The sequence below is a fragment of the Gilliamella sp. wkB112 genome (assembly GCF_001690685.1).
Classification (GTDB): domain Bacteria; phylum Pseudomonadota; class Gammaproteobacteria; order Enterobacterales; family Orbaceae; genus Gilliamella; species Gilliamella apicola_J.
Map to the genome: position 1 here is coordinate 294,663 of NZ_LZGL01000017.1, position 25,395 is coordinate 320,057.

Below are 25,395 nucleotides of genomic sequence, written 5' to 3' on the forward strand. Positions count from 1 at the left end.
CGCTACTGCCTGGCTGCTAATTGAAGTAACAGTTGATAGGCTTTACCACTGCGCATCATCTCAATTGCTCGTTTAGCATTTTGTTTTAAATCTGACTCACCAAATAAGCTCATTAACATGGCTACATTGGCCGCAATAGCAGACTCATGGGCTAACTTGCCATGACCTTGTAAAATAGCAACTAACATATCGCGATTCATCTCTGGTGTTCCACCTTCAATGTCTTTTAAAGTGAATGTTTGCAAACCAAAGTCATCAGGAGTAAGACTAAAGTAACGAATTTCACCATTTTTAACTTCAGCAACTTGGGTGTCACCATGAATGGCAACTTCATCCATACCGGCACCATGCACCACATAAGCGTGAGTGTAGTTGAGCATTTTTAGTGTTTCGGCAATCGGTTTAATTAAATCTGGGTGATACACTCCTAACAAAATACGTTTAGGTCGTGATGGATTTATTAATGGCCCAAGTACATTAAAAATAGTACGCGTTTTTAATTGTTGGCGAACTGGTGCTGCATGACGGAACCCTGAATGATATTGCTGAGCAAATAAAAAGCACACGCCTAATTCATCTAAAGCTTTACGGGAAGACTCCGCAGACATATTCAATTTAATGCCCAGTGCAGACAGTACATCAGAGGACCCCGATTTGCTGGAAACGCCACGATTACCATGTTTAGCAACTTTATAACCTAAAGCCGCAGCAACAAAGGCACTGGCTGTTGAAATATTTATACTATTAGCGCCATCACCGCCGGTACCAACAATATCAGTAAAGTCATAATTTGGCGTTGTAAATGGATCAGCATTTTCAAGTAAAGCTGAAGCCGCGCCGGCTATTTCGTCTGGCCTTTCACCACGAACTTTCATACTAATTATTGCGGTGGCTAAAACCGTTGGTTCAATCTTTCCTTGAATAATCAAGTTAAATAATATTTTACTTTCTTCCTGAGATAAAACTTGGCCAAGATACAATTTATTCAAAATTGGTTGAATATTATATTCTTGCTTATCGACAATGGCTTCTGGTTGCGATTGTGCTGATGATTTTTGTGCCGGAGGATTAAGTGCCCATGCAATAGTTTGTTCTAATAATTTCACTCCGTGAATGGTTAAGATTGATTCCGGGTGGAATTGGAAACCACAAACGCGATCTTGGTCATTACGTACCGCCATAACAATATTATTGCAGATTGCATTAATAGTGAGTGATTTAGGAATATTTTCACCTTTTAATGAATGGTAACGCGCTACTGGTAACGGATTAGGTAACCCCTGAAACATAGCTTGGCCATCATGTTCAATCAATGAGGCTTTACCATGTAAAATATCGCCAGCTGGCACAATACTACCACCATAAGACTCAACAATAGCTTGATGCCCAAGGCAAATACCAATAATTGGCAACTTACCCTTTAAACGTTTAAGCAATTCTGGCATGCACCCTGCTCCACTTGGCGCACCGGGACCTGGTGATAAAAATAGAATTGGATTTTGCATCTGTGCTAATTTTTCGATAATCACATCCGCAGGAAGGGTATTACGATAAACAGTCACATGATGTTTGCTACTGCGTAGTTGATCGACTAAGTTATAAGTAAACGAGTCAATATTATCAATAAATAAGATATTAGCCATTAGAATACACCTTCTACATTATGTGCAGCCATAATTGCCCGCACTACTGCGCGCGCCTTATTGCGTGACTCATCCGATTCAGATTGAGGTTCCGAGTCTAACACCACACCACCACCAGCTTGTACCGTGGCAATGCCATCTTCGACATAAGCCGAACGAATCACGATACAAGTATCCAAATCACCATTGGCCGTAAAATAACCTATGGCGCCACCATAACTGCCACGTTTGCACTTTTCCGTTTCTGCAATTAACTGCATGGCTCGAACTTTAGGGGCCCCCGTTAACGTCCCCATATTCATAGTTGCTTGGTAAGCATGGAGGGCATCTAAATCGTCACGCAACTGCCCTACTACTCTTGAAACTAAATGCATCACGAAAGAATAGCGATCGACTTTTAACAATTCTTTGGTATAACGACTACCTGGCTGACAAATCCGCGCTAAGTCATTACGAGCTAAGTCAACTAACATTAAATGTTCAGCGAGTTCCTTCTTGTCCGTACGCATTTCTAGTTCTAAACGACTATCTAAATCATGATCAATCTTACCATTAGCAGTTATGCCACGAGGTCTGGTACCGGCAATTGGGTAAATTTCCACTTGATTGGTAGCTTTAGCATATTTAAGTGCGCTTTCCGGAGAGGCACCAAACAAGACAAAATCGAAATCTTGCATGTAAAACATATATGGGCTTGGATTATTAGTTTTTAATACTTGATAAGCTGCCAACGGTTGCGGACAAGGTAAGCTAAAACGCCGTGATGGCACCGCTTGAAAAATTTCACCTTGTTGAATGGCATCTTGCATCTTTTTAACTATAGTATTGAAATCATCATCACTTTTATTACAAGTAACTTGCACCTGCGCCAGTGACTGCTTATTAATGGCTTTGCTTGGTTGCTGTAAAATTGTTTGTAATTCACCTAATCTTTGCTTTAAATGAGCAATATCATTACTATCGGATGTAAAAGCCGTAGCTTTTAAAATAGAAGCATGATCTTTATGATTTATTTCTAATAAGGTTTCGGCCAAATAAAAGCAATAATCTTGACAACGTTGGTCGGTTGGTAATACTGGCAAATGTTCAAAACCTGCCGCTAAATCATAGCTAAATAAGCCACCAATAAACAAAGCATCTTGACTATATTCGGCTGGTATATTAACTACTTGTAACAAGGTTCTTAAGGCATCGAAAATAGATACTGACTTAAGTCTTGAATCTTCATCTTGCAGGTTATCTATTTCGGGAAACACTAAAACAAGTTGTTGCTGCGCTAGTTGGCTATCAGCAACTTTTTCAATCAATGCCTGCTGCAATAATGGTAATAATTTTTCACCATTTCTAGTTAATGCACTTATGGTTACTTGATTATTGATTGCGGAAATTCGCAACGCACTATCAACAATCATTACACTTTTAATGCCTTGTTTATTATCAATTTCGGCAGATTCCAACAATAATGTTGCCGGACGACTCGCGCATAATTGATTAAAAACCTGAGTCGGATCTTGATAATACCCCATTGATTTGGTGATCTGTGTTAATGTTGGCTTATTCATTGTTGACTCTCTATTTTTAAATTTTTATCACAATATTTTTAATTATTACCCATAAACTAAAAAACCCGCAGTTAGCGGGTTTCGTGAAACAAATAATACGACTTCACCTCACCCGTCAACAGTGATGCGCCACCAACCCCAAACAGTTGTTTTTATGCATTTAGTAACTGGGTAATGTCGTTTCATAGTCAGTTAAACCAAGTAATTAATTTTGTACTATTAAACTAGTTCATTGATGCTTTGTCAAGCGATTAATTTTTATGTTTATAAAATTATATCTAAAGATTCATAAATAATTTTTGTACCAACTTTTCTAGTAAAGTTGGATTTAATTTGTATAAGACCATAAACAATTGTGAAGTAACGCACATTATTTAATTTATTTTCTTGCCATTTAATTTGTATATTATTAGCTTAATACCATTACAAAAGGAATGGTTAATATGTCGTATGCTCAAGTTTATAATCGTGAAATTCAGAGCAATTGTTGTTTAGCTTTTAAGACGGTCACACAAGAATTTAAATCTTTTTGGCATTCGCATCGAGAATTCGAAATTGTTTATATAGAATCGGGTAGCGGGTGTTTACAATATGGTCAACATCAAAAACAATATAATAAAGGTGATATTTTTTTATTAGGTCCTTGGATTCCTCACCAATTTCTTGAAACAAGTAAAAATCATGTTTCCATTTCACTCCTTTTTAACCACGACTTCATTACCCCTGGTTTTTTAGATTCAGCACTTGCCACGGAAATTAAAGAATTTTTAAAAAAAACACGATATGGCATGCTTTTTCGTGAAAATATGTTTTCAGCAGAAATTGATATTATTAAACTAATCCTCGCGGAATCAGGTTTAGAACAAGCAATGCATTTACTTTTTCTGTTAAAAAGATTAGCGACATATAAAAATATTAATTTATTGTCTGAAAATAATAATCAACTACTCGTTTCAAAAAAAATTACTAAAATCCAAGATATTCTTGCTTTTATTAATAAAAATGCCCATCGTAAATTATTACAAAATGAAGTTGCTAAACACTTCTATATGTCAACCAATTATTTTTCACGTTTTTTTCATGAGCAGAGTGGTGCTACTTTTTCACAATACTTATTAACCTTGCGTATAGAAAGAGCATGTGAATTATTACAAAACACCTACATCCCTATTACTCAAATAAGCCAAGATGTAGGCTTTGATTCTCTCTCATCATTTAATCGTCATTTTGCCAAACTTAAAAATCAAACACCTCGGGAGTACCGATCGGCTTAATACTTTAAATAGGAATAATTATCATTTGATAAAATTTGCATAATTCTAGTTAAATTTTGCATATCGCCTTTTCCTTACTTTTTTTATTGTTATTAATTATAGAATAAAAATAAGGAAGCCATAATATGCAAAACGTTTTAATGATTAATCCTCATGATAATTTAATGGTCGCCCTGCAAGATCTAAAACAAAATCAACAAGTCATTTGGCATGAAAATACTTATACATTAACCACCGATGTCCCTGCAAAGCATAAATTTGCTACCCATGATTTAAATATTGATGACATTGTTTATATGTACGGCGTACCTGTCGGTAAGGCTACTCAACCTATTCAAAAAGGGGAAGTCATCACAACACAAAATATCAAACATTATGCTGCCCCAGTTAATTTAAATGATGCTACACCCTATCATTGGGTTGCTCCCGATGTGTCCAAATGGAAATCAAGAACATTCAAGGGTTATATTCGCGCAGATGGTCGCATTGGTACTGCTAATTATTGGTTAATTATTCCCCTAGTATTTTGTCAAAACCGCAATGTACGAAAGTTACAAGAGGCATTAGCTAAACCGCTGGGTTATAGTATGGATAATTATGATACTGTTACAGAAAATTTGTTAGGAATTCATTCTCCAAACGAAGATATAAAAGCAAATCGACGCTTTAAAAATATTGATGGTATTCGTGCAATCACTGTTAATAGTGGTTGTGGTGGAACAAGTCACGACTCTGTTTCTCTGTGTAAAATACTCGCTGATTATGCGGATCACCCTAATGTTGCCGGAATTACTGTATTTGCTTTAGGTTGCGAAAAAGCACAACTCAATATATTTAATCAACAACTCAAATTAAAAAATCCTAATTTTGACAAACCTTTTGTATTTTTCCGTCAACAAGAATGGAATAGCGAACAGGAAATGATGCAAGAGGCAATTAAACAAACATTTGAGCAATTATCTAAAGTTAATCAAATCAGCCGACAACCAGTGCCTTTGTCTAAATTAAAACTAGGCGTTAAATGTGGTGGTTCCGATGGATTTTCTGGAATTTCAGCCAACCCAGCAATGGGGATCGTTTCAGATATTATTGTTACCTTAGGTGGTGGTTCAGCATTAGCCGAATTTCCGGAGTTATGTGGAGCTGAAGGTGAAATGGTATCGCGGTGTATACATGTTGAAGATAAAAAAGATTTTCTATCATTAATGAAAACTTATGAAAACCAAGCAAATTCATGTAATGCATCAATTGCTGATAATCCAAGCCCGGGAAATATTAAAGATGGATTAATTACCGATGCTATAAAATCCACTGGTGCAGCCAAAAAAGCGGGTAGCGCACCAATTAGCGAAGTCGCAGATTATGGTGATCCTATGGCTGACAGTGGCTTATCCCTTGTATGCACTCCAGGCAATGATCTAGAAGCAGTAACTGGTCAAGTTGCAGCTGGTGCAAATTTAGTTATTTTTTCAACCGGGCTAGGAACGCCAACCGGTAATCCGATTGTACCTGTACTCAAAATTGCCACCAATACCAAATTAGCACAAACCCAAAGTAGCATTATCGACTTTAACTGTGGTCCGGTTATTGATGGAGTGCCTTTACAGGAAGTTGCAGAACAATTACTGGAAAAAGTTATAGCTACTGCCAGTGGTGACTACATAGTTAAGGCAGATCAATTAGAACAATATGACTTTTTATTCTGGAAACGGGAAGTTTCTTTATAAATTTTACACAATCACGTACAGGTGAATATGATGAAAAAAATTGATTCTCATCAACATTTTTGGCGTTATGAAGCCGAACAATATCCTTGGATAAACGATAGCATGCCGGATCTGAAACAAGATAGATTACCTCAGCATTTACAACCGTTGTTGCAACAATTTAATTTTGATGGTTCTATCGTTGTACAAGCAAGACAATCATTATCAGAAAATCAGTTTCTGCTTACACTTGCCAAATCTAATCCATGGATATTAGGCATTATTGGATGGTTAAATCTTTGTGATAAAGATATAGAAGAACAAATAATTGAATTGAAATCACATAATATTATCAAAGGTTACCGCCATCTAATACAAGATGAGGCTAACCCAGATAATTTTATGAAACTCAAAGCATTCAATCATGGAGTTGATGTTGTCCTTAATCAAGGATTAGTTTATGAAGTTTTAATTCATGACGTGAACTTAACTGCCGCCACGCAATTTTGTGCAAAACACGATCAGGGCATTTTAGTTCTGGACCATGTTGGAAAACCTAATATAAGCCAAAGCACACCTAAAGAATGGGAAAAGAAAATTCGACCATTAGCTAATTTAACTCATGTTGCTTGCAAATTATCAGGTTTAATTACCGAAGTCGGTGCTAATTGGACAGCGGCACAAATCGAACCTTTTATTGATATTGCTTTAAATACTTTTGGTCCTAATAGACTTTTATTTGGGTCGGATTGGCCTGTTTGTTTACTTGCCGGTGAATATTCTCAAGTCTATCAACTTATTGAAAAAAATATTAACCATCTTTCACCATCAGAACAAGCAGCTATTTGGGGTAATAACGCATCTCGCGTTTATAACTTATAAAATATTAAGGAGAATATTATGGATTTATTAATGAAAGACAAAGTCTATATCGTAACGGGAGGAGGCGCCGGAATTGGTGGCGGTATTTCGCTAGCACTAGCCAAAGAAGATGCAATTCCGGTTATATTTGGGCGTAGTGATTTAAAACCAGAATTTATAGATAAAATCTATGCTATTCAACCAAAAACGCATTTTATTAAAGTCAATTTAACTAATAACGATCAAGGTATTGAAAATGCTGTAAAAGAAACAGTAAGTAAATTTGGCCGCATTGATGGTTTAGTTAACTGTGCGGGAGCTAACGATAGTATCCCATTGGAAGGTTCCCCTGATGAATTTAGAAAATCACTGGAAAATAACCTAATTCACTACTATACACTGGCACATTTTTGTATTGAAGAATTAAAAAAGACCAAGGGAACTATTTTAAATATTAGTTCGAAAACCGCTCTTACTGGCCAAGGTGGTACCAGCGCTTATACCGCAGCAAAAGGTGCACAATTATCATTAACTCGTGAATGGGCTGCATCCTATCTAAATGATGGAATTCGAGTTAATTGTATTATTCCTGCTGAAGTATGGACTCCTTTGTATGAAAGATGGATCAATACCTTCGATAATCCTCAGGATAAATTAGAAACAATTACTCGTAATATTCCTTTAAGTAAAAGAATGACAACCATTGAAGAAATAGCTAATACCGCAGTATTTACTCTTTCATCTCGTTCATCACATACAACTGGACAATGGATTATTCCTGATGGCGGTTATACACATTTAGATAGGGCGTTAACAGCATGAAAAATTATAAACGATATTGCCAAGCATTAGACTTGGTTGATGATGAAAAATTAATTAATGAATATGAAACTATTCACAAAAATATTTGGCCTGAAGTATACCAACATATCAAAACCTCTGGCGTAGTTGACATGCAAATTTGGCGCATTGGTACCCGATTATTCATGATCATGGATGTTGATGATACTTTTTCATTTGAACGTTCAGGTGAGCTAGAAAAAAATAATCCGATAATTAAAAAATGGGAAAGCCAAATGTGGAAATATCAAAAGGCAACTCCTTGGACACCAGCAAATCAAAAATGGGTATTAATGGAGCAAATATTTGAGCTAAATGAACAAAAATAAAATGAGGTCCCAATGAACACGCAAATTAAAGCTAGGATCACCGATCCTAAATATAAAACAGCTTTTATCTTAGTAACGTCCCTGTTTTTTATGTGGGGGTTATCTTACGGATTAGTTGATGTATTAAATAAACATTTCCAAGAAACCCTTAATGTATCTAAAGCTCAATCCGGGCTAATTCAAGCTGCCTACTTTGGTGCCTATTTTATCATTGCATTACCTGCGGGGATGTTTATGGAGAAAAGAGGTTACAAATCAGGCATTATTTTAGGTTTATTTCTCTATGCTATAGGTGCATTACTTTTTGTCCCGGCAACTAGTAGTAATAATTACTATTTTTTCCTATTTGCATTATTTGTTCTAGCATTAGGCCTAGGTTGCCTCGAAACTGCTGCTAATCCATATTCTGCTGCATTAGGTGATCCTAACACTGCCGAAACAAGATTAAATTTTTCTCAATCTTTTAATGGATTAGGTCAATTTTTGGGACCTATGCTAGGGGGATTATTATTTTTCAAAGTAGCAGATGTACAAGAGGAAGCAACTAGTTCTCAATTTTCAGTAATGATCACTTATGTTGTTATTGCCGCAATTGTATTATTTATAATGTTTTTGATAGCTAAAACACCATTACCTGATTTAAGAAGTCATGAAGCTGAACAAGATGCTCAAGAATCTAGTGATGGTAAAAAACAGTCTTTATTAGCTCATAAAGAGTTTATTTTTGGGGTATTTACTCAATTTGTTTATGTAGCAGCTCAAGTTGGGATCGGGGCTTTCTTCATCAATCTAACTGTGGAGTGTTGGCCTGATGCTACTAGCCAAACAGGTGCATTTTTACTTTCAATTGCCATGTTAGCTTTAATGGTTGGTCGATTTGTAAGTACAGGTATTATGACCAAGGTATCCCCACAAAAAATGTTAGTTATTTATGGCGTTGCTTGCGTAATATTATCTGCAATCGCATCATCTGCCATTAATTATGTATCGGTTATTGCTGTGATTATAACCTTCTTTTTTATTTCAATTATGTTTCCAACAATTTTTGCTATGAGTGTAAAAAACCTTGGTTCCAAAACCAAATTAGGCAGCTCATTTATTATTATGTCAATTGTCGGTGGTGCAATTATGCCATATTTTATGGGTAAAATTGCCGACCATGCCTATACTTCAATAGCATACATATTGCCTTTAGTATGTTTTGCAATTGTAGCTATTTATGGTATTTTTTACAAAAAATTGGCAGCTATCAATTAACTACCTTAATAAAAATAAGCAATTTATCGAAATATACCATCTCCAATAAATTGCTTATTAATAATATAAAACAAAATATCATAGCATTAAGATTAATAGGCATAATTATTTAAGAGAGGAAATATGCAGCAACTAGAAGAACCTATAATAGATAATAATAAACACTATAAACCCATTTCACTTCATCTTTCTTGTTTATTGCTTTTCGGAATTCTCGCATTCATCATTCTTGGTTATGAATTTATGGGAGTTCCTTTAGAAGGTTTGCTTATTATTTCGGCTATTATAATTTCTTTAGTCGCAATATACCAAGGTCATACCTTCAATCAAATTCAAGATGAAATAGTTAATAAATTTGCTCAGGCTATGCCGTCGTTAATGATAGTTCTGTGTGTTGGTGGTGTTATTGGTATTTGGGTTAGTTGTGGTACTATTCCGTATCTTATTTGGTTAGGATTAAAATCAATTAATCCTCAATACTTATTGGTTATTTCATTCCTCGTTACATGTATTGTATCGATGTCGACGGGAACATCATGGGGTTCGGTTGGTACCATTGGTGTTGCAATGATGGGAGTGGCAGTAAGTATGAATGCTAATCTGGCAGCTGTTGCTGGAGCATTAGTAGGAGGAGCTTATTTTGGAGATAAATACTCTCCTTTATCCGGTTCATCTAATTTTGCAGCTGTAGTTAATAATATTAATTTATATGAACATATTAGGCATCTTACTTACACAACTATCCCTGCTTTTTTAGTTTCTTTAGCTGTTTATATCATTATTGGTTTTAATAGTGGTGACGTCGATGTCGCAACTTCATCTACTGTTGAAAACACAATTCAAGAGATTGAAAGCTTATATAATTTGAGTTGGTTTTTATTAATTCCGGTTATTATTGTATTAGTTGGTGCTATTATAAAAAAACCAGTGGTTCCGGTTTTACTATTAGCCACAACAGTTGGCTTATTCATTGCTATTTTTTATCAAGGTATAGATTTTAAAACTAGCATGCAATCTATTGTTTTTGGGTTTAAAGTTGATTATTTTATTGAACGAGATCATATTACTGTTTCCAATGGTATTACAACTTTACTAAATCGTGGGGGAATTAACTCCATGATGTCTACAACTCTAATTATTATTTGCGCATTCTCTTTTGCTGGTCCTTTGGTTCTCACAAAAATTCTTAATGTCATTTTAAATAAATTTACGCAAATTATTACTTCTGCAGCTGGTCTTATGCTTTCATGTATTACGTCGGCTGTGATTTTAATTGCCGCCACAGGTAATAATAATATTGCTTCATTACTACCTTCAGAATTATTTCGTGAAGCTTATGAAAAGAAAGGATTACATCGTAAGAATATTGCAAGAACGGTTGAAGATGCAGGTACTGTAATTGAACCACTATTACCATGGACTGCAGCAGGGGCTTATATGGCTGCGACATTACATGTTAATGCTTTTGAATATTTCCCATGGGCTATTCAATGTTATGCCGGGTTGATCTTTGCAATTATTTATGCGATTACCGGTAAATGCATCGCTAAAATAGATGATAAAAAAGAAACAACTAAATAAAGAGTAATCCATCTACTAAGATTAAAAGGATAACATATGAATAACAAAGTAAAAAAATTTGAACCTAACTGGGATAGTCTTGATAGTAGAGTTATACCTGAATGGTTCCAAAAAGCTAAATTTGGCATTTTCATTCATTGGGGTGTTTATTCAGTCCCTGCTTGGAGAAAAGTAAATAATGCTCTATTTGGTTCTTATGCCGAATGGTATTATGCCAGTGTTTATAGTGACTACAATAATAATGATGATGACTTCCACAGCCGAATTTATGGCAAAGATTTTTTATACCGTGATTTTGCGAAAAGTTTTCATGCAGAACTATTTTCTGCCGAACAATGGGCGGAGTTATTTAAAAAAGCAGGCGCAAAATATGTGGTATTAACGTCCAAACATCATGAAGGCTATTGCATGTGGCCAACCAAAAATAAACATAAGAAAAATTGGCGAGTGGGTGATGTTGGTCCTAAACAAGATATTCTTGGTTCTTTGACACAAGCGGTTCGTAATCAAAATATGAAAATGGGCGTTTATTATTCCATGGTTGATTGGGAAACAAACTGGAGTCATCGCCCTAAAAGTGGTTATTTTGTGCCTGAAAGAGATAGAAAACTATTTGGTATCTCTGAACAAAAATATCCTGATGAAATATTAATCCCTCAATTAAAAGAATTGGTAGAGTTATACCAACCATCGGTTATTTTTTCAGATGGAGGGGAATGGGATTTAAGCGAAGAATATAGCCAAGCCAAAGAGTTTTTAGCGTGGCTCTATAATAATGCTCCCAATAAAGATGAAGTCGTAGTGAACGATAGATTCTGCGTTGATATGCCTGGTAATCATGGTGATTACTATAGTACAGAATATAACGACAAAGAAGGCTTTGGTAAAATCCATCCTTGGGAAGAAAGTCGTGGTATAGGCAAATCTTATGGATTTAACCGTGCAGAACAAATTTGTGATTATAGAACTTCAGAACAACTGATACATCAAATGATCGAAATTGTATCTAAAGGTGGTAATTTTTTACTTAATGTAGGTCCTACTGCAGATGGAAGAATTCCATTATTACAACAAGAACGTCTTATTGATATTGGCAAATGGATGGAAATAAATAGTGAAGCTATTTATGACACCACATTTACTCATCGCATAAAAACTCCATCGGATTCACATCAATTCGTTACCGAAAAAGAAAATGTAAATTATTTAATGATGACAGCATGGCCTACTGATAGCATTCAATTACAATTAAATGAAGTAGTAAATGTGAAAGCTTGTTTATTACTAACCCATAATGGAGAAATACCAGTCACATTTAACGTCCAAAATGACACCATCATTATTGATCCATTACCATTATCACTAAAAGATAATCTTGTTTTTGCCTACACAATAAAAGTCGTTTTTTAACAATTAAAATATAGAGCGTTGCTTATAGCTCGCTCTACCCCATTGGGTGAAATATCAATATGAATAACAGAAGTTCAAGATATTAATATTATGCATCAGTGGTACTTTGACTTAATACAAAAATTCATTTAATTCAAATGAATATTATCGTTCCCATCTATTTGACAAGCTGTAATTATTCAGACAATTGTAACAATTTTACCATTCATAAGTAGTTAATTCACACTCGTTCAAGTTAATATTTTGCGTGCGGGCATAAAATTATATTAGGTGGCATGAAGATTTTTAACAAAGGACGTAATTAAAAATAAAGCGCCCGTTTATAACACTAGAACTAACTTAATGGCATTTCTGATTGCACCACTTTAATAGCTTTGCTTCTGGTTTTAGATTTTGATGTTCTAAAATGATTAGTGATCCACAATTTATGGTACGGCGGGCACTGTGGGCCTAAATAAATCTTTTCAAGAAAATCTTCCACTTTGTTGTAATTCACAAATAAACTGTTAGCCAAAGCATAATCTGTAGGGGCTTGGATTTTTTCATCAGCAATATTGGTAATATAAATCACTCGGCATTCATCTTCGTCTTCAAATGCGGCATGCTTAATTAAGCATGAAATTGGCATTAATGCTAAGGTAATTAATTGATCAAGATTGGTAAATACTTTTAATTCTTCGCTTGCCTTCAATTTTTGAATTTCTACTTTTATTTCATTTAATAAGTTTCGAATAGCATCAATTTTATTTTGTTCTTCTAATAATTCTATATACTCAGCCCATTTAGCTTCAATCTCTGCTGATGAACACCCTTGGTGCTCTAAATAGAAGGAAAACTTACTACGCTTGGCAATACTTATATATTCACTATTAGGATCAAAATAAAGGCAACGAAATAACGGCAATGGATAAATGCTGGTAGTATTATTTTGGTTAATGTTATCGTTAGAACCAACTGTATCACTATTAGCGATAAAATCATTGCTAGCCTTTTGGATAGCAATTTTTTCACTTAAAAGATTGATAGCCTCTGCATTAATACTTCGTTCCGCATTTTCGCAAAAAAACTGTTGATTAAAGACCATACTGACACTTGAACCAACAATATTATTTTCATTACCATAAAGGCGAAATTGATTGAGTGAATTATGATTAAACGAAAAGCTAGCTAAAAAGCTTTTGATGTCATTATTGGGGTCGGTTTTAATACCCAACCAACTAGTTAAAACTTGGTTTTCAGTTGGGTCATTCATAAAATCAATCACATTTAAACGGAAATCACTCGGTTCATTCTTTAAAAGGTTAAATAACACACCCGCTCTGGTATAGTGTGCCATCTGTCGTTCAAATTGCTGCTGTTGATCTTGTTTAGATTCGTCTAATTTGAATGTAACAAGTAATTGCTTCTGAATTTTTTCTGTTAATTCTCTTATTTTACAAATGGGCTCGATAACTAACTTATTACGTTGTTCTTTATTCTCAAATAAAGAATGATCACCGTTATTAATCACTGTCAACATAATTTGAGCTATAACATATTTATTAAAATTATTTGAATAAACTACCTTCCGATAATATTCTACTGCGGGTTTTAAATTAGCTGTCGTTTTATTAAAAAAGACATTATCCCCTAATTGACAATTTGCAATATTGGATATAAACACATCGGTACTATTACAACAATTTTCGAAAAATTGATTAGCTTGTTTAATTTTATTTTTTTCAAATTGATAAATAATTCCTAATAGACATTGAGCTACCGCATAGGATTGGGGATCACTTTGTTTTTCAACCTTATTAAGGTATGATTCTGCTTCTTCAATTTCTTCTTTTTTATTCAGATAAATAAGTCCTAATTCTACTTGAGCTCGTGAATATTCAACATCACCATCTTCGAGAGTGATTTTTTTCAGTTGGGCAATTTGTTGTTCAATAGTGAGTTGTTCCATTGCAATTCCTATTCGGTTTTATCATTATGTTCATCAAATGGATAATGTATTTATTTATTTGTTTTTTTATAGGCATAGTTTTAAGGTTTGTTAGTGTTTTTTATGAATGTTTTTTGGTTTTTAATTATGCCAACAAACTCATCCCTTTGATGATACCTACAATCTTAATTAACAGTTTAACCATAAGTTAAAAATTTACCAATAGATTAATTAAATGAGCATAATTTTTGTGATTAAAGTTCTATTATTAACTAAAAATAACTCATATTTTATATTTAATTAAAAATAACAATAATACGCTTACACGGCGTATTTCCTTATATTGCCAATTAAAACTGGTCAAAAAATCTAATAGCCTTTAAAATGACTCGGACTATCAACGAATAAATAATTTCAAGGGAATTTGATTTATGCCATTTTTTATCCTAATCGGTATTATCGTTTTATTAGCTATCGTTACCGTTTTCAAAGCAATCACTATTGTTCCTCAAGGTTACCAATACACTATTGAACGTTTTGGTAAATATACTCACACACTTGAACCTGGTTTAAATATTATTATTCCTTTTATGGACGGTATTGGTCGTAAGATCAATATGATGGAACAAGTGTTGGATATTCCGTCGCAAGAAGTGATTTCAAAAGATAACGCGAATGTACAAATTGATGCAGTTTGTTTTATTCAAGTACAAGAAGCTTCCCGAGCTGCATACCAAGTTAATCAACTTGAACGCGCTGTTATTAATTTAATGATGACTAATATTCGTACAGTACTGGGGAGCATGGAACTCGATGAGATGCTATCTCAACGCGATCATATTAACTCAAAATTACTGAGTATTGTGGATGATGCTACCAGTCCTTGGGGAATTAAGATCACTCGTATCGAGATTAGGGATGTTCGCCCACCAGCCGAACTTATTGCCGCCATGAATGCGCAAATGAAAGCTGAACGTAATAAACGTGCCGAAATTCTTGAAGCTGAAGGTGTTCGCCAAGCTGCGATTTTGCGCTCTGAAGGTGAAAAACAATCTGAAATTTTAAAAGCGGAAGGTGAACGTCAAGCTGCATTCTTACAAGCCGAAGCGCGTGAAAGAGCAGCAGAAGCAGAAGCTAAAGCAACACAAATGGTTTCGGAAGCGATAGCGGCAGGAAACATCAATGCAATTAACTATTTTGTGGCACAAAAATATACCGATGCCTTACAACAAATTGGTTCAGCAGATAATAGTAAAGTCATCATGATGCCTCTTGATGCTGCAAACTTGATGGGAAGTATTGGCGGTATTGCTGAATTAATCAAAGATGCCAAACCAAATAAGTAACCAATAGCAACAATTTATATTGAAACATATGCTTCTCCTGAAACATCTTTACAACAAAGAGAAGCATTAACTCAATAACAAAATCAAATAAAAGGTTTCCCATAATGAATGATTTTTTTGCGGCCATTTACTATTCACCACATTGGGTATTTATCGCCTTAGGAGGCATTTTATTAATAGCAGAATTGCTGGGCACCGGTGGTTATGCTTTATGGACTGGAGTTGCAGCAATTATAGTCGGTTTAATCGCTTGGATTTTACCTTTATCATGGCCAATTTTATGGATTTTATTTGCGATTCTAACTATAGTAACAGCTTATCTTTGGTGGCTTTGGCTTAAAAAAAATGGCAAAGACAAAGCAAGTAAAGGCGAAATTAACCAACCTCAACAAGATTTAATTGGCATTAAAACTATTGTAACCGAAGCGATTATTAATGGTTCTGGACGCGTTAAAATCAAAGATGGTAGTTGGTCAGCTCGATGTGATGAAGATTTAGCTATTGGCGAATTAGTAGAGGTTGTAGCAGTTGACGGTCTAACCTTAACAATCAAACCGGTAAGTAAATAATTGGGGTTCCCATAAATTAATTCTATAACCACTAATTGTATTTTTGTAGCTAAAAACAAGCCATTGCCTTGTTACTATTTAAACTAGCCTATATAAAAAAGCCCAACTAAGTTGGGCTTAAATCAAGAATAAAATACTAACACTACCTAAACGATCAATAACACGTGTGATGTAAGTCTACTTATCTAACAAAGTAAATGTTTGTTTATCCTCGGTGGTAGAATCGGTTCCTACGAACACATTGAATTTACCTGGTTCAGCCACATATTGCATTTTATCATTCCAGAATTTTAACATTTCCGGTTTGATAACAAATTTAACTTCACCTTTTTCAAGAGGTTTTAAACTAATTTTTTCAAAACCGATTAACTCTTTAACCGGCCTACTTACAGATGCTGTTACATCTTGCAGATAAAGTTGCACGGTCTGAACACCCGTCCTATCACCAATATTTTCTACATTAGCAGTTACCACAATTTCGCCATCTTTAGTCATTTCATTACTTGAAAGCGAGTAATTGATAGTGAAATTGGTGTAACTCAATCCAAAACCAAATGGAAATAGCGGTTCGTTAGGACTATCAAAATAAGAAGTTGTATATTTACCCATATTTTCAGTACCATGTGGTCGACCTGTATTCAAATGGCTGTAATAAATCGGAATTTGCCCAACATTATCAGGGAATGTCATTGGTAATTTACCTGATGGATTATAATCGCCATATAAAACATCGGCTATCGCATTGCCGCCCTCAGTACCTAAAAACCAAGTTTCTAACATGGCATCCGCTTGTTGATACTCTTCAGATAGAGTTAACGGACGACCATTCATTAGCACAATAACTAATGGTTTGCGCGTGGCTTTTAATGCTTTAATTAAGCGTTTTTGGCTAGCTTGTAGTGATAAATCGGTACGGCTAGATGATTCATGAGCCATACCCTCGGCTTCACCAACAAAAGCAACGACTACATCGGCTTTTTTAGCTTTCTCAACCGCTTCAGCAATCATTTTATCTGCTGGGCGTTCGTCAAATTTGGTGGTTTCTTCATAGAGATTTAAAAATCTGTATAATTGCTGATCATCAGATAAATTGGCTCCAAATGCATAACTAATTAAATCCGCTGTTTTAGCTGCTTTTTTTATTCCTTCTAACGGAGTAACGGCTAAATTAGCTCGTCCGGCACCAGACCAACTACCAAGAATATCCCTTTTAGAATCAGCAAGTGGTCCAATAACAGCAATTTTTTTGTTTTTCCTTAATGGTAACACTTTGTTTTTGTTTTTTAATAATACTATACTCTGGCGCGCAACATCTCTGGCTTCTTCACGATGTAAGCGATTATCAGCAAACATGGTATCAATATCTAATTTAGGATCTAAATTACGATGTGGTTCTTTAAAAAGTCCCATATCATATTTAAGTTCTAATACATGACGGCACGCCTTATTAATTTCTTCTTCAGTAAGCACACCTTCGTTAACCAGCTCGGGAATAAATTTTAAAAAATATTCATCATTCATGCTCACATCAATACCAGCTTTAATAGCAACTCTAACTGCATCTTTAGCATCACTGGCAACACCATGATTAATCAATTCCCGAATGGCACCATGATCACTAATCACCACACCATCAAAATGCCATTTATCACGTAGCACTTCAGTTAACAACCAATGATTACCGGTAGCAGGGATACCATTAACTGATATAAGCGAAACCATAACCGCTTTACTACCTGCATCAATAGCGGCTTTATAAGGAACCAGATATTCTTGGAACATTTTACGTTCACTCATGTCAGCTGAATTATATTCACGACCTGCTTCTACCGCGCCATAAAGCGCAAAATGTTTTACGGTAGTTACTAATGACTTTTTGTCAGATAGGACTTGTTTTTGCATTTTTTCTACAAAAATACGTCCGGCTTCAGAAGTTAAATACGGATCTTCACCAAACCCTTCTGAAACTCGTCCCCATCTTGGATCACGAGTAATATCAACCATCGGTGACCAAGTAATATTTAATCCATCAGATGTAGCTTCATCAGCCGAAACCTCAGCAGCTTTACCTATTGCATTACGATCCCAAGTAGCGGCAATACCTAAATTAATTGGGAATACGGTGCGGTGACCATGGATAATATCAAATCCAAAAAACAAAGGGATTTTATTGGGTGCTTTTAAAGCTCGGTCTTGCATATTAGATAAATCAGGTTCAACCACGGTATTAAAAATGCCTCCAATCTCACCTGCTTCGATTTGTTCCAACGCTTTGTCTAAAGTTAAATCGCCACCTACACTGATTAATCGTAATTGCCCGACTTTTTCTTTGATGCTCATTTTTGCTAATAGATCATCAATAAATGCTTTTTTTTCTGGATTATCTGGATTTTCAGCAAACAATAACCCGGAAAAAACCATTGCCATAAAAAATAAAACTAATTTTTTCATCATAATAAATATTGTTATAATTAAGAGGATAGACAAGCTTATAGAATAACGTATTCGTTAAAAAAAATCTCGAACTTTAAAAAGATTGTTAGTTTTAAAGAAAAATAGCTATAGAAAATCATTAATTCTGTCACTTCACCAGTATTAGCTAGCCAAGTAACAGATTATGTATTGGGCTAATCTCTAAAATTAGTAAATTGAAATGGTTGGCCTAATTCTGCATTTTTAACTAAAGCCATTGTTGCTTGTAAATCATCCCGAGATTTGCCGGTAACCCGTACTTGTTCACCTTGAACTTGAGCTTGCACTTTAATTTTACTGTCTTTAATTAATTTAACTATTTTCTTGGACAATTCTTTATCAATTCCTTGTTTAAGCTTAACAGTAATGCTATAGAGTTTACCGCTGTGCTCCATCTCTTCAGGAATTTCTAAAGCTCCGCTATCAATACCGCGTTTAGCTAGTTTATCACGGAGAATATCTAATAACTGCTGTACATGGAAATCAGATTGACTGGTTGCTTTAATGGTTTCATTTTTTTCATTTAATTCAAATGAAGCTTCAACATTTTTGAAATCCCAACGAGTTGCTAACTCACGTATGGCGTTATCAACACCATTTTTAACTTCGGGCATTTGGATCTCAGATACAATATCAAAAGAAGGCATAAACTTTCCTCTTCTTAATTGTTATAAACAATATAACTAATTATTTTAAAATAACTAAAAAAATGCGCTACCCACTAATTGAAGTAGCGCAAAAATCTAAATAATACTATTAATCAATAGTACGCAATAATTCATTGATACCAACTTTACCTAAAGTTTTAGCATCCACTTTTTTAACGATAACCGCACAATAAAGGCTATATTTGCCATCTTTAGTCGGTAAATTACCTGAAACCACTACCGAACCGGCTGGAACTCGTCCGTAATACACTTCTCCAGTTGCTCGGTCATAAATTTTAGTGCTTTGACCAATAAAGACACCCATCGAAATAACTGAACCTTCTTCGACAATGACACCTTCAACAATTTCACTACGCGCACCAATAAAGCAGTTATCTTCGATAATAGTTGGGTTAGCTTGTAATGGTTCTAATACACCACCGATTCCAACACCACCAGATAAATGCACATTTTTACCTATTTGTGCACATGAACCAACGGTTACCCAAGTATCAACCATAGTACCTTCATCAACATAGGCACCGATGTTTACATAAGATGGCATTAACACTGTGTTGCGCGCAACATAGGCTCCTTTACGAGCAATAGCTGATGGCACCACACGGAAACCTTCTTGTTGGAACCTTGCTTGATCATACTCAGCAAATTTTAATGGTACTTTGTCATAATAATTAGTGGCACCGCCATCAATTAGTTGGTTTTCATTAATACGGAATGAGAGCAACACCGCTTTTTTTAGCCATTGATGAGTAACCCACTCACCATTAATCTTTTCAGCAACTCGCATTTTACCATTATCCAATAATGCAATAGATTGATTAATCGCATCACGAGTTCTTGCATCTACACTTGTTGGTGTAATATCTGCACGATGTTCAAAAGCTGTTTCAATAATAGTTTGTAATTGTTGCATCTAAAGTTTCCTTTAACTTATGTGTCAGTTAACCAATAAAATAAGGTTACAGTATAATATAATATGTAACGCTTTTTAAGCGGTTTGTCATATCTACAAAATTCAGCTAGTAAAAACCTAAAAATTTGCGATGCTGTTCCCAATATAATAAAAATCCTCCTGCCAATTGGTAACTTATTGATAACATCATGATATGTTAATTTTTTCTAAAGAACATAATTATGCCAAACGCAGGATTTTCCTTAATAGAAGTATTGGTTTTCACCTGTATTACCACAATTTTAGCAACTATTGGGATCCAACAATGGAAGTCATTACAACTTCGCAATGAATTAATTGTCACCACTCAACAACTAGCCTATTTTTTAAATGAAGTTCAAGTCATGGCTTATACGCATAATGATACTTATAATCTTTACCATTTTTCATCACCTTGGTGCTTAGCTGTAACCAAAGAGGAACGTCCAAATAATTGCGAACAAGGGTTGCTTAAATTTAATAAACCATATGCATCAGTTGTTATAAATGGATTAACCGACAAAAAAACAATCTCTTTTTGGGGAAGAAGAAATATGGCACAAACCATGTCATTTCAACTCAAAAATGACATAGGGATGACTAAAGTCATTATATCTTTTCGCGGACGCATTCGCTTTTGTAGCCAAAATAATTTTTTAGCAGGCTTACCTCAATGTTAAAAGTATCAGGTTTTTCATTACTGGAAATGTTAATCAGTATTATATTATCGAGTTTAATAATTATTGGCTGCAATTCATTTTATGTACAATTGCAAACTAATATAATGCAATATAATCAAAAAATTCAGTTACGCAATACTATTCATCAAACATTAATAGGGGTTACCAAAGATATTCGCCGAGCTGGGTTTATTGCCAATGATCCAATGAAAATGACCACCAAAGCTCTAGAAATTAATTCCCAACAAAATTGCATCATTATTCGTTATGATAATGAAATTCGCAGTGATTGGATTTATGATCCATTTTATAAAAAAAACTCAGATATATTTGCTTATCGTTATCATAAAAATAATCTTGAATACAAAACAGGAACGCTTGATTGCCAAGGCAGTAATTGGGAAAAACTATTTGATCCATCTAAATTTAAAATCACTCGTTTTGTGATAAAACAGAGAACAAACAGTATTGAAATTTTATTAGCTGCCGAACTAATTAATAATAAGCAAATCAATTATCAGATTACTAAAATAGTTAAAAATGAAAATTTATTCTGATGCAGACAATACTACATTTTCTGGTTTTAGTACCATAGTGATGGTGTTTGTCTTGATGATGGTTGGATTGATATTATTAACCGGATTTAATCTATTAATTAATTCATGGCAAAAAACAGTTGTTATGGAAAATCTCTATTACCAAAAATTTAATCATGCTAGTTCATCATTAACTTGGGCTCTCAACCAACATTGGGCGGTCCCAACAGCAAGTTGGCAATGTGCCAATGAAGCAACGTATCAACTAAAAGCGTGTATAAAAAAATCTTTATTAACTATTGATAATTATGTATTAGTGCGTGGTGAGGCTGAGGATTTTTTTCTTTATACTTTAGCTCATTTTGATAATAACCAATTAGTGGTTGAAAAGGGGCACTGGCTTGATTATTGTCCAGAAAAAAAGAGTATCGATTGTGAATAAAAAGAATATTAATGGATTTTGTTTGATCGAAGTAATGGTTGCAGTAGTACTGTTGGCAATCATTCTAGTTGGCTTTATTAATTATCAACAAGTTCTATTAAATAAATATCACTACTTATCAATAAAACTCAGTGCGAATCAGATAGCTTATCAGCTACTTGATAGCTATCCACAAATTAATAATCAACTTTTACCACCAGACTGGCAATATAATATCGACAGTAAATCTCTTGATTTTCATTGTAAAATGGTAGTGGTTAGTATTATTCCACTACAACATAAAAAGATTATGCAACAGCGACTATTTTGTAATTGATTGATAAATAACAGTAAAATCAACTGTGATTATTTAACCAATGGTGTAAGATCTGCAAAACTTGAGTCGTTTTTTCGGCATGAACATTATGTCCTGCCCCTATAACTGTCTCTATTTTAGCATAAGGAAATTGTTGAAAGATTTTCTCATAATCGGCTTCGCAAATATAATCAGAGTTACCACCTTTAATAAATAATGTGGGTTTTAACCAGGGTGAAATCGACGACCAATCACAGAGGCTAGCGTATTGTTTAATAATAACATCAATATTAAATAACCATTGGCCATTTTTGTAAGATTTTAGTAAAAACATGATAGTTGGTTCAGACAAACCATTAGCTTTCATTATATTGATAATCTGTTTTTTATCCGTTATATTACAGCATTGTGCTAACGCTTTTAATACCAAGGCATTAGTTGAAACTGGATATTTAACAGGGGCAATATCGATCGCCACAATTCGTTCAATAATATCAGGAATTATTTGCGTCAATTGCAAAGCGACTTTACCTCCCATTGAATGTCCTATGAAAATAACATTCTGCAAGCACAAATCATGGCACAGTTCAGCAATATCATCAGCCATCGCTTGAAATGTCATCTTATCAGACCATGGTGAAAGCCCGTGATTACGCATATCGACTTGAATAGTTTGATAATTTAATTGTAAATCTTTAGCCAACATATTCAAATTGTCTAAACTTCCAAAAACACCATGCAGAAAAAAAATTGCAGCCCCGCTACCTTGTAGCTTATAGTTTAATTTCATAAAACCACTCTATTAGTTATATTAATGCCATCAAGTATACGTATTTTTTAATACTTATCTTGAATTAATTCAATGTTCACAATCTAAATAACTGTGATAGAATTCAAGACTCATTTTATTAATGATATTAAGTTACATGTTTCAAAATAATCCTCTACTCGCACAATTAAAGCAAGAACTCCATGAACAAACTCCTCGGGTTGAAGGCGTTGTTCGCGCCCATGACAAAGGCTTTGGATTTTTAGATGTTGATAATAAAACCAGCTATTTTATCCCAATTTCTAAAATGAAACTGGTCTGTCATGGCGATAAAGTATCCGGCTCAATCATCAATAATAAAGACAAAGAATCATTCGAGCCAGAACTATTAATCGAAAGCTGTTTACAAAAATTTATTGGTAAAATTGGTTTTCAAGATCGGGCTATGGTTATCTATCCGGAAAATATGCCTGCTAATTTTGCCATCCGTTGCAAAGTTAATAAACAAGTATCAGAAAAATTGCGAGAAGGTGATTGGGTGGTTGCCACACTAGTTACTCACCCATTAGATAAGGAAGAAAATGTTTTTTTAGCTGAAATTACTCGTTTTATTGCTGAAAGTACTTCTCCTTTACAATTATGGTTAAAAACCTTGGCGCGTTACGATTTAGAATCGGAGTCACCACAAGCTGAAACCTTAACTATGCATGCAAGTGAAATTGAAAATCGTGTAGATCTAACTGATGTTAACTTCTTTACTATAGATAGCGAAGATACTGAAGATATGGACGATGCTATTTCACTAGCAAAAGATGAGCAAGGTAACTATCAACTTATGGTAGCTATTGCCGATCCAACTGCTTATGTTTTACCTGATAGTCAAATTGATGAAATTGCAAAAATCAGGAATTTCACTACTTATTTGCCTGATTTTAACATCCCAATGCTACCTAGCAAATTAGCTAATGATTTATGTTCATTACATGCCAATCAAAAACGTCCGGCCATGGTATGCAAAATTAATCTCGATGCCAGTGGTAATATTATCTATGATGATATTTGTTTTATGCCCGCATGGGTTGAATCTAAAGCCAAACTTTCTTATAACAATGTGTCTGATTTTTTGGAAAATGGCAGTGAATTATTAGCCGATCAACCAACATTACCCGAACAACTTAAACTACTATCTAGTTTAGCTACAATAAGAATGAATTGGCGACAAACCCATGCTTTAGTATTCAAAGACAATAATGACTATCGTTTTATTCTCGATGAGAATCGCCAAGTTAAAACAATTATTAAGGATTCTCGGCGTATTGCTCACCGGATAGTTGAGGAAGCTATGGTAATAGCCAATCAAGCTTTAACTTGGCAATTAAAAAACCATATTGGCTTTGGCATTTTCAATATTCATTCAGGGTTTGATAATAAATATATCGAACAAATTTTAAAAGTTTTGACTGATAACGGTATAACTGATTTTGATAAAGATTCATTGTTATCTTTTGAAGGTTATTTGCAACTACGGCGTCAGATTGAAGATAATGCATTTTTAACTGCTCGGTTACGTAAATTTCAATGCCCAGCGGATTTTTCCATTACACCACAACCACATTTTGGTTTGGGATTTGAGTCTTATGCAACTTGGACGTCGCCTATTCGTAAATATGGTGATATGGTTAATCATCGCTTAATCAAAGCATACATTCGCTCACAACAGTTAATAGAACCAGATCAAGAACAGCTCAAAATCATGAATGAAAGACGTAAAATGCTACGTTATGCTGAACGTGATATTGCTGAAAATCTTTATGCACAATATTTAACCAATAAAATTGGGGACAGTTACAACGCTGAAATTATTGATATTAATCGTGGTGGCGCACGTGTACGCTTAACGGATATTGGAGCCTTTGCGTTTGTGCCACTGTCGATGATTCATGCAGTACGCGATGAAATCTTGGCACTCCCGGATGCCGGAAGCATAAAAATTAAAGATGATATCTGTTATAAGCTTGCTGACACTATTCCTATATCAATTCACCAAGTCAAAAATGAAAATCAGACCATTATTGCCAAAATAGCGATAAATGAATAGCCCGAGCACAATACTATACCTTCGACATTAATCTATTCAAAGTATCAATTACTACTTACCTCTAATTATAGAGGTAAGCCACCAATATTTGACTATATTTTAACAATTAGACTCTTTTTTTTCTTAATTAGATCTGCTATCTTTCTCAATTCATTAAAAATAAGTATTATCACTTGATTAACAATAGCTAGAGGGAATT

The 25,395-nt window shown here is 34.5% G+C and carries 22 protein-coding genes; 15 read left to right on the forward strand and 7 right to left on the reverse strand.

Going from position 1 to position 25,395, the window contains the following annotated elements; genetic code table 11:
• Positions 1-2: 2 nt before the first annotated feature.
• Complete coding sequence (trpD, locus tag A9G12_RS08040) at positions 3-1,643, reverse strand: bifunctional anthranilate synthase glutamate amidotransferase component TrpG/anthranilate phosphoribosyltransferase TrpD (protein ID WP_065565322.1); 1,641 nt, start codon at positions 1,641-1,643, stop codon at positions 3-5.
• Positions 1,643-3,205 carry an anthranilate synthase component 1 gene (locus A9G12_RS08045; protein WP_065565323.1) on the reverse strand — a complete coding sequence of 521 codons (1,563 nt, stop codon included), beginning with the start codon at positions 3,203-3,205 and terminating at the stop codon, positions 1,643-1,645. Before A9G12_RS08045 ends, trpD begins: the two co-directional genes overlap by 1 nt.
• Positions 3,206-3,648: 443 nt before the next feature.
• Here A9G12_RS08045 and A9G12_RS08050 point away from each other — a divergent pair, with 443 nt between their 5' ends.
• The 8 genes from A9G12_RS08050 to A9G12_RS08085 all read left to right on the forward strand — a co-directional run bounded on the left by A9G12_RS08050 (position 3,649) and on the right by A9G12_RS08085 (position 12,463).
• Positions 3,649-4,479, forward strand: a complete 831-nt coding sequence (locus tag A9G12_RS08050; protein WP_065565324.1) for an AraC family transcriptional regulator — start codon at positions 3,649-3,651, stop codon at positions 4,477-4,479.
• Between the two features lie 125 nt (positions 4,480-4,604).
• Positions 4,605-6,206 (forward strand): UxaA family hydrolase, encoded by a 1,602-nt coding sequence (locus A9G12_RS08055; protein ID WP_065565325.1) that lies wholly within the window; start codon positions 4,605-4,607, stop codon positions 6,204-6,206.
• A gap of 30 nt (positions 6,207-6,236) precedes the next feature.
• Entirely contained in the window at positions 6,237-7,067 is an 831-nt protein-coding gene (locus A9G12_RS08060) for an amidohydrolase family protein (protein WP_065565326.1), read from the forward strand.
• Positions 7,068-7,085: 18 nt separating this feature from the next.
• Positions 7,086-7,868 carry an SDR family oxidoreductase gene (locus A9G12_RS08065; protein WP_065565327.1) on the forward strand — a complete coding sequence of 261 codons (783 nt, stop codon included), beginning with the start codon at positions 7,086-7,088 and terminating at the stop codon, positions 7,866-7,868.
• Entirely contained in the window at positions 7,865-8,215 is a 351-nt protein-coding gene (locus A9G12_RS08070) for an L-rhamnose mutarotase (protein ID WP_065565328.1), read from the forward strand. The genes A9G12_RS08065 and A9G12_RS08070 overlap by 4 nt, the downstream gene beginning before the upstream one ends.
• 12 nt (positions 8,216-8,227) lie before the next feature.
• Entirely contained in the window at positions 8,228-9,472 is a 1,245-nt protein-coding gene (gene fucP / locus A9G12_RS08075; RefSeq protein WP_065565329.1) for an L-fucose:H+ symporter permease, read from the forward strand.
• Between the two features lie 123 nt (positions 9,473-9,595).
• The gene (gene nhaC / locus A9G12_RS08080; RefSeq protein WP_065565330.1) at positions 9,596-11,053 is read left to right on the forward strand and encodes a Na+/H+ antiporter NhaC; all 1,458 of its coding nucleotides are present in this window, start codon (positions 9,596-9,598) and stop codon (positions 11,051-11,053) included.
• 36 nt (positions 11,054-11,089) lie between these two features.
• The gene (locus tag A9G12_RS08085; RefSeq protein ID WP_065565331.1) at positions 11,090-12,463 is read left to right on the forward strand and encodes an alpha-L-fucosidase; all 1,374 of its coding nucleotides are present in this window, start codon (positions 11,090-11,092) and stop codon (positions 12,461-12,463) included.
• A gap of 334 nt (positions 12,464-12,797) precedes the next feature.
• Here A9G12_RS08085 and A9G12_RS08090 read toward each other — a convergent pair whose 3' ends face one another.
• Positions 12,798-14,411 (reverse strand): tetratricopeptide repeat protein, encoded by a 1,614-nt coding sequence (locus A9G12_RS08090; protein ID WP_065565332.1) that lies wholly within the window; start codon positions 14,409-14,411, stop codon positions 12,798-12,800.
• A 410-nt stretch (positions 14,412-14,821) separates the two neighbouring features.
• Here A9G12_RS08090 and A9G12_RS08095 point away from each other — a divergent pair, with 410 nt between their 5' ends.
• Both A9G12_RS08095 and A9G12_RS08100 read left to right on the forward strand, forming a co-directional pair.
• Positions 14,822-15,736, forward strand: a complete 915-nt coding sequence (locus tag A9G12_RS08095) for an SPFH domain-containing protein (protein ID WP_065565333.1) — start codon at positions 14,822-14,824, stop codon at positions 15,734-15,736.
• 104 nt (positions 15,737-15,840) lie between these two features.
• Complete coding sequence (locus A9G12_RS08100; protein ID WP_065565334.1) at positions 15,841-16,305, forward strand: NfeD family protein; 465 nt, start codon at positions 15,841-15,843, stop codon at positions 16,303-16,305.
• A gap of 177 nt (positions 16,306-16,482) precedes the next feature.
• Here the strand turns inward: A9G12_RS08100 and bglX are convergent, their stop codons facing one another.
• From bglX to dapD, 3 genes are all read right to left on the reverse strand, one after another.
• Complete coding sequence (bglX, locus tag A9G12_RS08105) at positions 16,483-18,759, reverse strand: beta-glucosidase BglX (protein WP_141674127.1); 2,277 nt, start codon at positions 18,757-18,759, stop codon at positions 16,483-16,485.
• Between the two features lie 173 nt (positions 18,760-18,932).
• Positions 18,933-19,424: a YajQ family cyclic di-GMP-binding protein gene (locus A9G12_RS08110; protein ID WP_065565335.1), complete on the reverse strand. Its 492-nt coding sequence runs from the start codon at positions 19,422-19,424 to the stop codon at positions 18,933-18,935.
• Between the two features lie 109 nt (positions 19,425-19,533).
• On the reverse strand, positions 19,534-20,358 hold the full coding sequence (dapD, locus tag A9G12_RS08115; protein ID WP_065565336.1) for a 2,3,4,5-tetrahydropyridine-2,6-dicarboxylate N-succinyltransferase: 825 nt from the start codon (positions 20,356-20,358) through the stop codon (positions 19,534-19,536).
• Between the two features lie 221 nt (positions 20,359-20,579).
• Here dapD and A9G12_RS08120 point away from each other — a divergent pair, with 221 nt between their 5' ends.
• From A9G12_RS08120 to A9G12_RS08135, 4 genes are read left to right on the forward strand one after another with little or no spacing between them, the layout of a single operon-like run.
• Positions 20,580-21,056 carry a hypothetical protein gene (locus A9G12_RS08120; RefSeq protein WP_065565337.1) on the forward strand — a complete coding sequence of 159 codons (477 nt, stop codon included), beginning with the start codon at positions 20,580-20,582 and terminating at the stop codon, positions 21,054-21,056.
• A complete protein-coding gene (locus A9G12_RS08125; RefSeq protein WP_065565338.1) occupies positions 21,050-21,613 on the forward strand; it encodes a prepilin peptidase-dependent protein in 564 nt (187 codons plus the stop codon). The genes A9G12_RS08120 and A9G12_RS08125 overlap by 7 nt, the downstream gene beginning before the upstream one ends.
• Positions 21,597-22,034 carry a DUF2509 family protein gene (locus A9G12_RS08130; protein WP_065565339.1) on the forward strand — a complete coding sequence of 146 codons (438 nt, stop codon included), beginning with the start codon at positions 21,597-21,599 and terminating at the stop codon, positions 22,032-22,034. Before A9G12_RS08125 ends, A9G12_RS08130 begins: the two co-directional genes overlap by 17 nt.
• Complete coding sequence (locus tag A9G12_RS08135) at positions 22,027-22,350, forward strand: prepilin-type N-terminal cleavage/methylation domain-containing protein (RefSeq protein WP_065565340.1); 324 nt, start codon at positions 22,027-22,029, stop codon at positions 22,348-22,350. Before A9G12_RS08130 ends, A9G12_RS08135 begins: the two co-directional genes overlap by 8 nt.
• Before the next feature lie 19 nt (positions 22,351-22,369).
• On the opposite strand, the gene A9G12_RS08140 is transcribed toward A9G12_RS08135, so the two are convergent.
• On the reverse strand, positions 22,370-23,119 hold the full coding sequence (locus tag A9G12_RS08140; protein ID WP_065565341.1) for an alpha/beta fold hydrolase: 750 nt from the start codon (positions 23,117-23,119) through the stop codon (positions 22,370-22,372).
• Between the two features lie 136 nt (positions 23,120-23,255).
• On the opposite strand from A9G12_RS08140, the gene A9G12_RS08145 reads away from it, so the two are divergent.
• Positions 23,256-25,196 carry an exoribonuclease II gene (locus A9G12_RS08145; protein WP_065565342.1) on the forward strand — a complete coding sequence of 647 codons (1,941 nt, stop codon included), beginning with the start codon at positions 23,256-23,258 and terminating at the stop codon, positions 25,194-25,196.
• Positions 25,197-25,395: the final 199 nt, after the last annotated feature.

Excerpts from the sequence above, each read along its gene's own strand:
- trpD (WP_065565322.1), bottom strand. The coding sequence starts at position 1,643 with ATGGCTAATATCTTATTTATTGATAATATTGACTCGTTTACTTATAAC.
- A9G12_RS08045 (WP_065565323.1), bottom strand. The coding sequence starts at position 3,205 with ATGAATAAGCCAACATTAACACAGATCACCAAATCAATGGGGTATTAT.
- A9G12_RS08050 (WP_065565324.1), top strand. The coding sequence starts at position 3,649 with ATGTCGTATGCTCAAGTTTATAATCGTGAAATTCAGAGCAATTGTTGT.
- A9G12_RS08055 (WP_065565325.1), top strand. The coding sequence starts at position 4,605 with ATGCAAAACGTTTTAATGATTAATCCTCATGATAATTTAATGGTCGCC.
- A9G12_RS08060 (WP_065565326.1), top strand. The coding sequence starts at position 6,237 with ATGAAAAAAATTGATTCTCATCAACATTTTTGGCGTTATGAAGCCGAA.
- A9G12_RS08065 (WP_065565327.1), top strand. The coding sequence starts at position 7,086 with ATGGATTTATTAATGAAAGACAAAGTCTATATCGTAACGGGAGGAGGC.
- A9G12_RS08070 (WP_065565328.1), top strand. The coding sequence starts at position 7,865 with ATGAAAAATTATAAACGATATTGCCAAGCATTAGACTTGGTTGATGAT.
- fucP (WP_065565329.1), top strand. The coding sequence starts at position 8,228 with ATGAACACGCAAATTAAAGCTAGGATCACCGATCCTAAATATAAAACA.
- nhaC (WP_065565330.1), top strand. The coding sequence starts at position 9,596 with ATGCAGCAACTAGAAGAACCTATAATAGATAATAATAAACACTATAAA.
- A9G12_RS08085 (WP_065565331.1), top strand. The coding sequence starts at position 11,090 with ATGAATAACAAAGTAAAAAAATTTGAACCTAACTGGGATAGTCTTGAT.
- A9G12_RS08090 (WP_065565332.1), bottom strand. The coding sequence starts at position 14,411 with ATGGAACAACTCACTATTGAACAACAAATTGCCCAACTGAAAAAAATC.
- A9G12_RS08095 (WP_065565333.1), top strand. The coding sequence starts at position 14,822 with ATGCCATTTTTTATCCTAATCGGTATTATCGTTTTATTAGCTATCGTT.
- A9G12_RS08100 (WP_065565334.1), top strand. The coding sequence starts at position 15,841 with ATGAATGATTTTTTTGCGGCCATTTACTATTCACCACATTGGGTATTT.
- bglX (WP_141674127.1), bottom strand. The coding sequence starts at position 18,759 with ATGATGAAAAAATTAGTTTTATTTTTTATGGCAATGGTTTTTTCCGGG.
- A9G12_RS08110 (WP_065565335.1), bottom strand. The coding sequence starts at position 19,424 with ATGCCTTCTTTTGATATTGTATCTGAGATCCAAATGCCCGAAGTTAAA.
- dapD (WP_065565336.1), bottom strand. The coding sequence starts at position 20,358 with ATGCAACAATTACAAACTATTATTGAAACAGCTTTTGAACATCGTGCA.
- A9G12_RS08120 (WP_065565337.1), top strand. The coding sequence starts at position 20,580 with ATGCCAAACGCAGGATTTTCCTTAATAGAAGTATTGGTTTTCACCTGT.
- A9G12_RS08125 (WP_065565338.1), top strand. The coding sequence starts at position 21,050 with ATGTTAAAAGTATCAGGTTTTTCATTACTGGAAATGTTAATCAGTATT.
- A9G12_RS08130 (WP_065565339.1), top strand. The coding sequence starts at position 21,597 with ATGAAAATTTATTCTGATGCAGACAATACTACATTTTCTGGTTTTAGT.
- A9G12_RS08140 (WP_065565341.1), bottom strand. The coding sequence starts at position 23,119 with ATGAAATTAAACTATAAGCTACAAGGTAGCGGGGCTGCAATTTTTTTT.
- A9G12_RS08145 (WP_065565342.1), top strand. The coding sequence starts at position 23,256 with ATGTTTCAAAATAATCCTCTACTCGCACAATTAAAGCAAGAACTCCAT.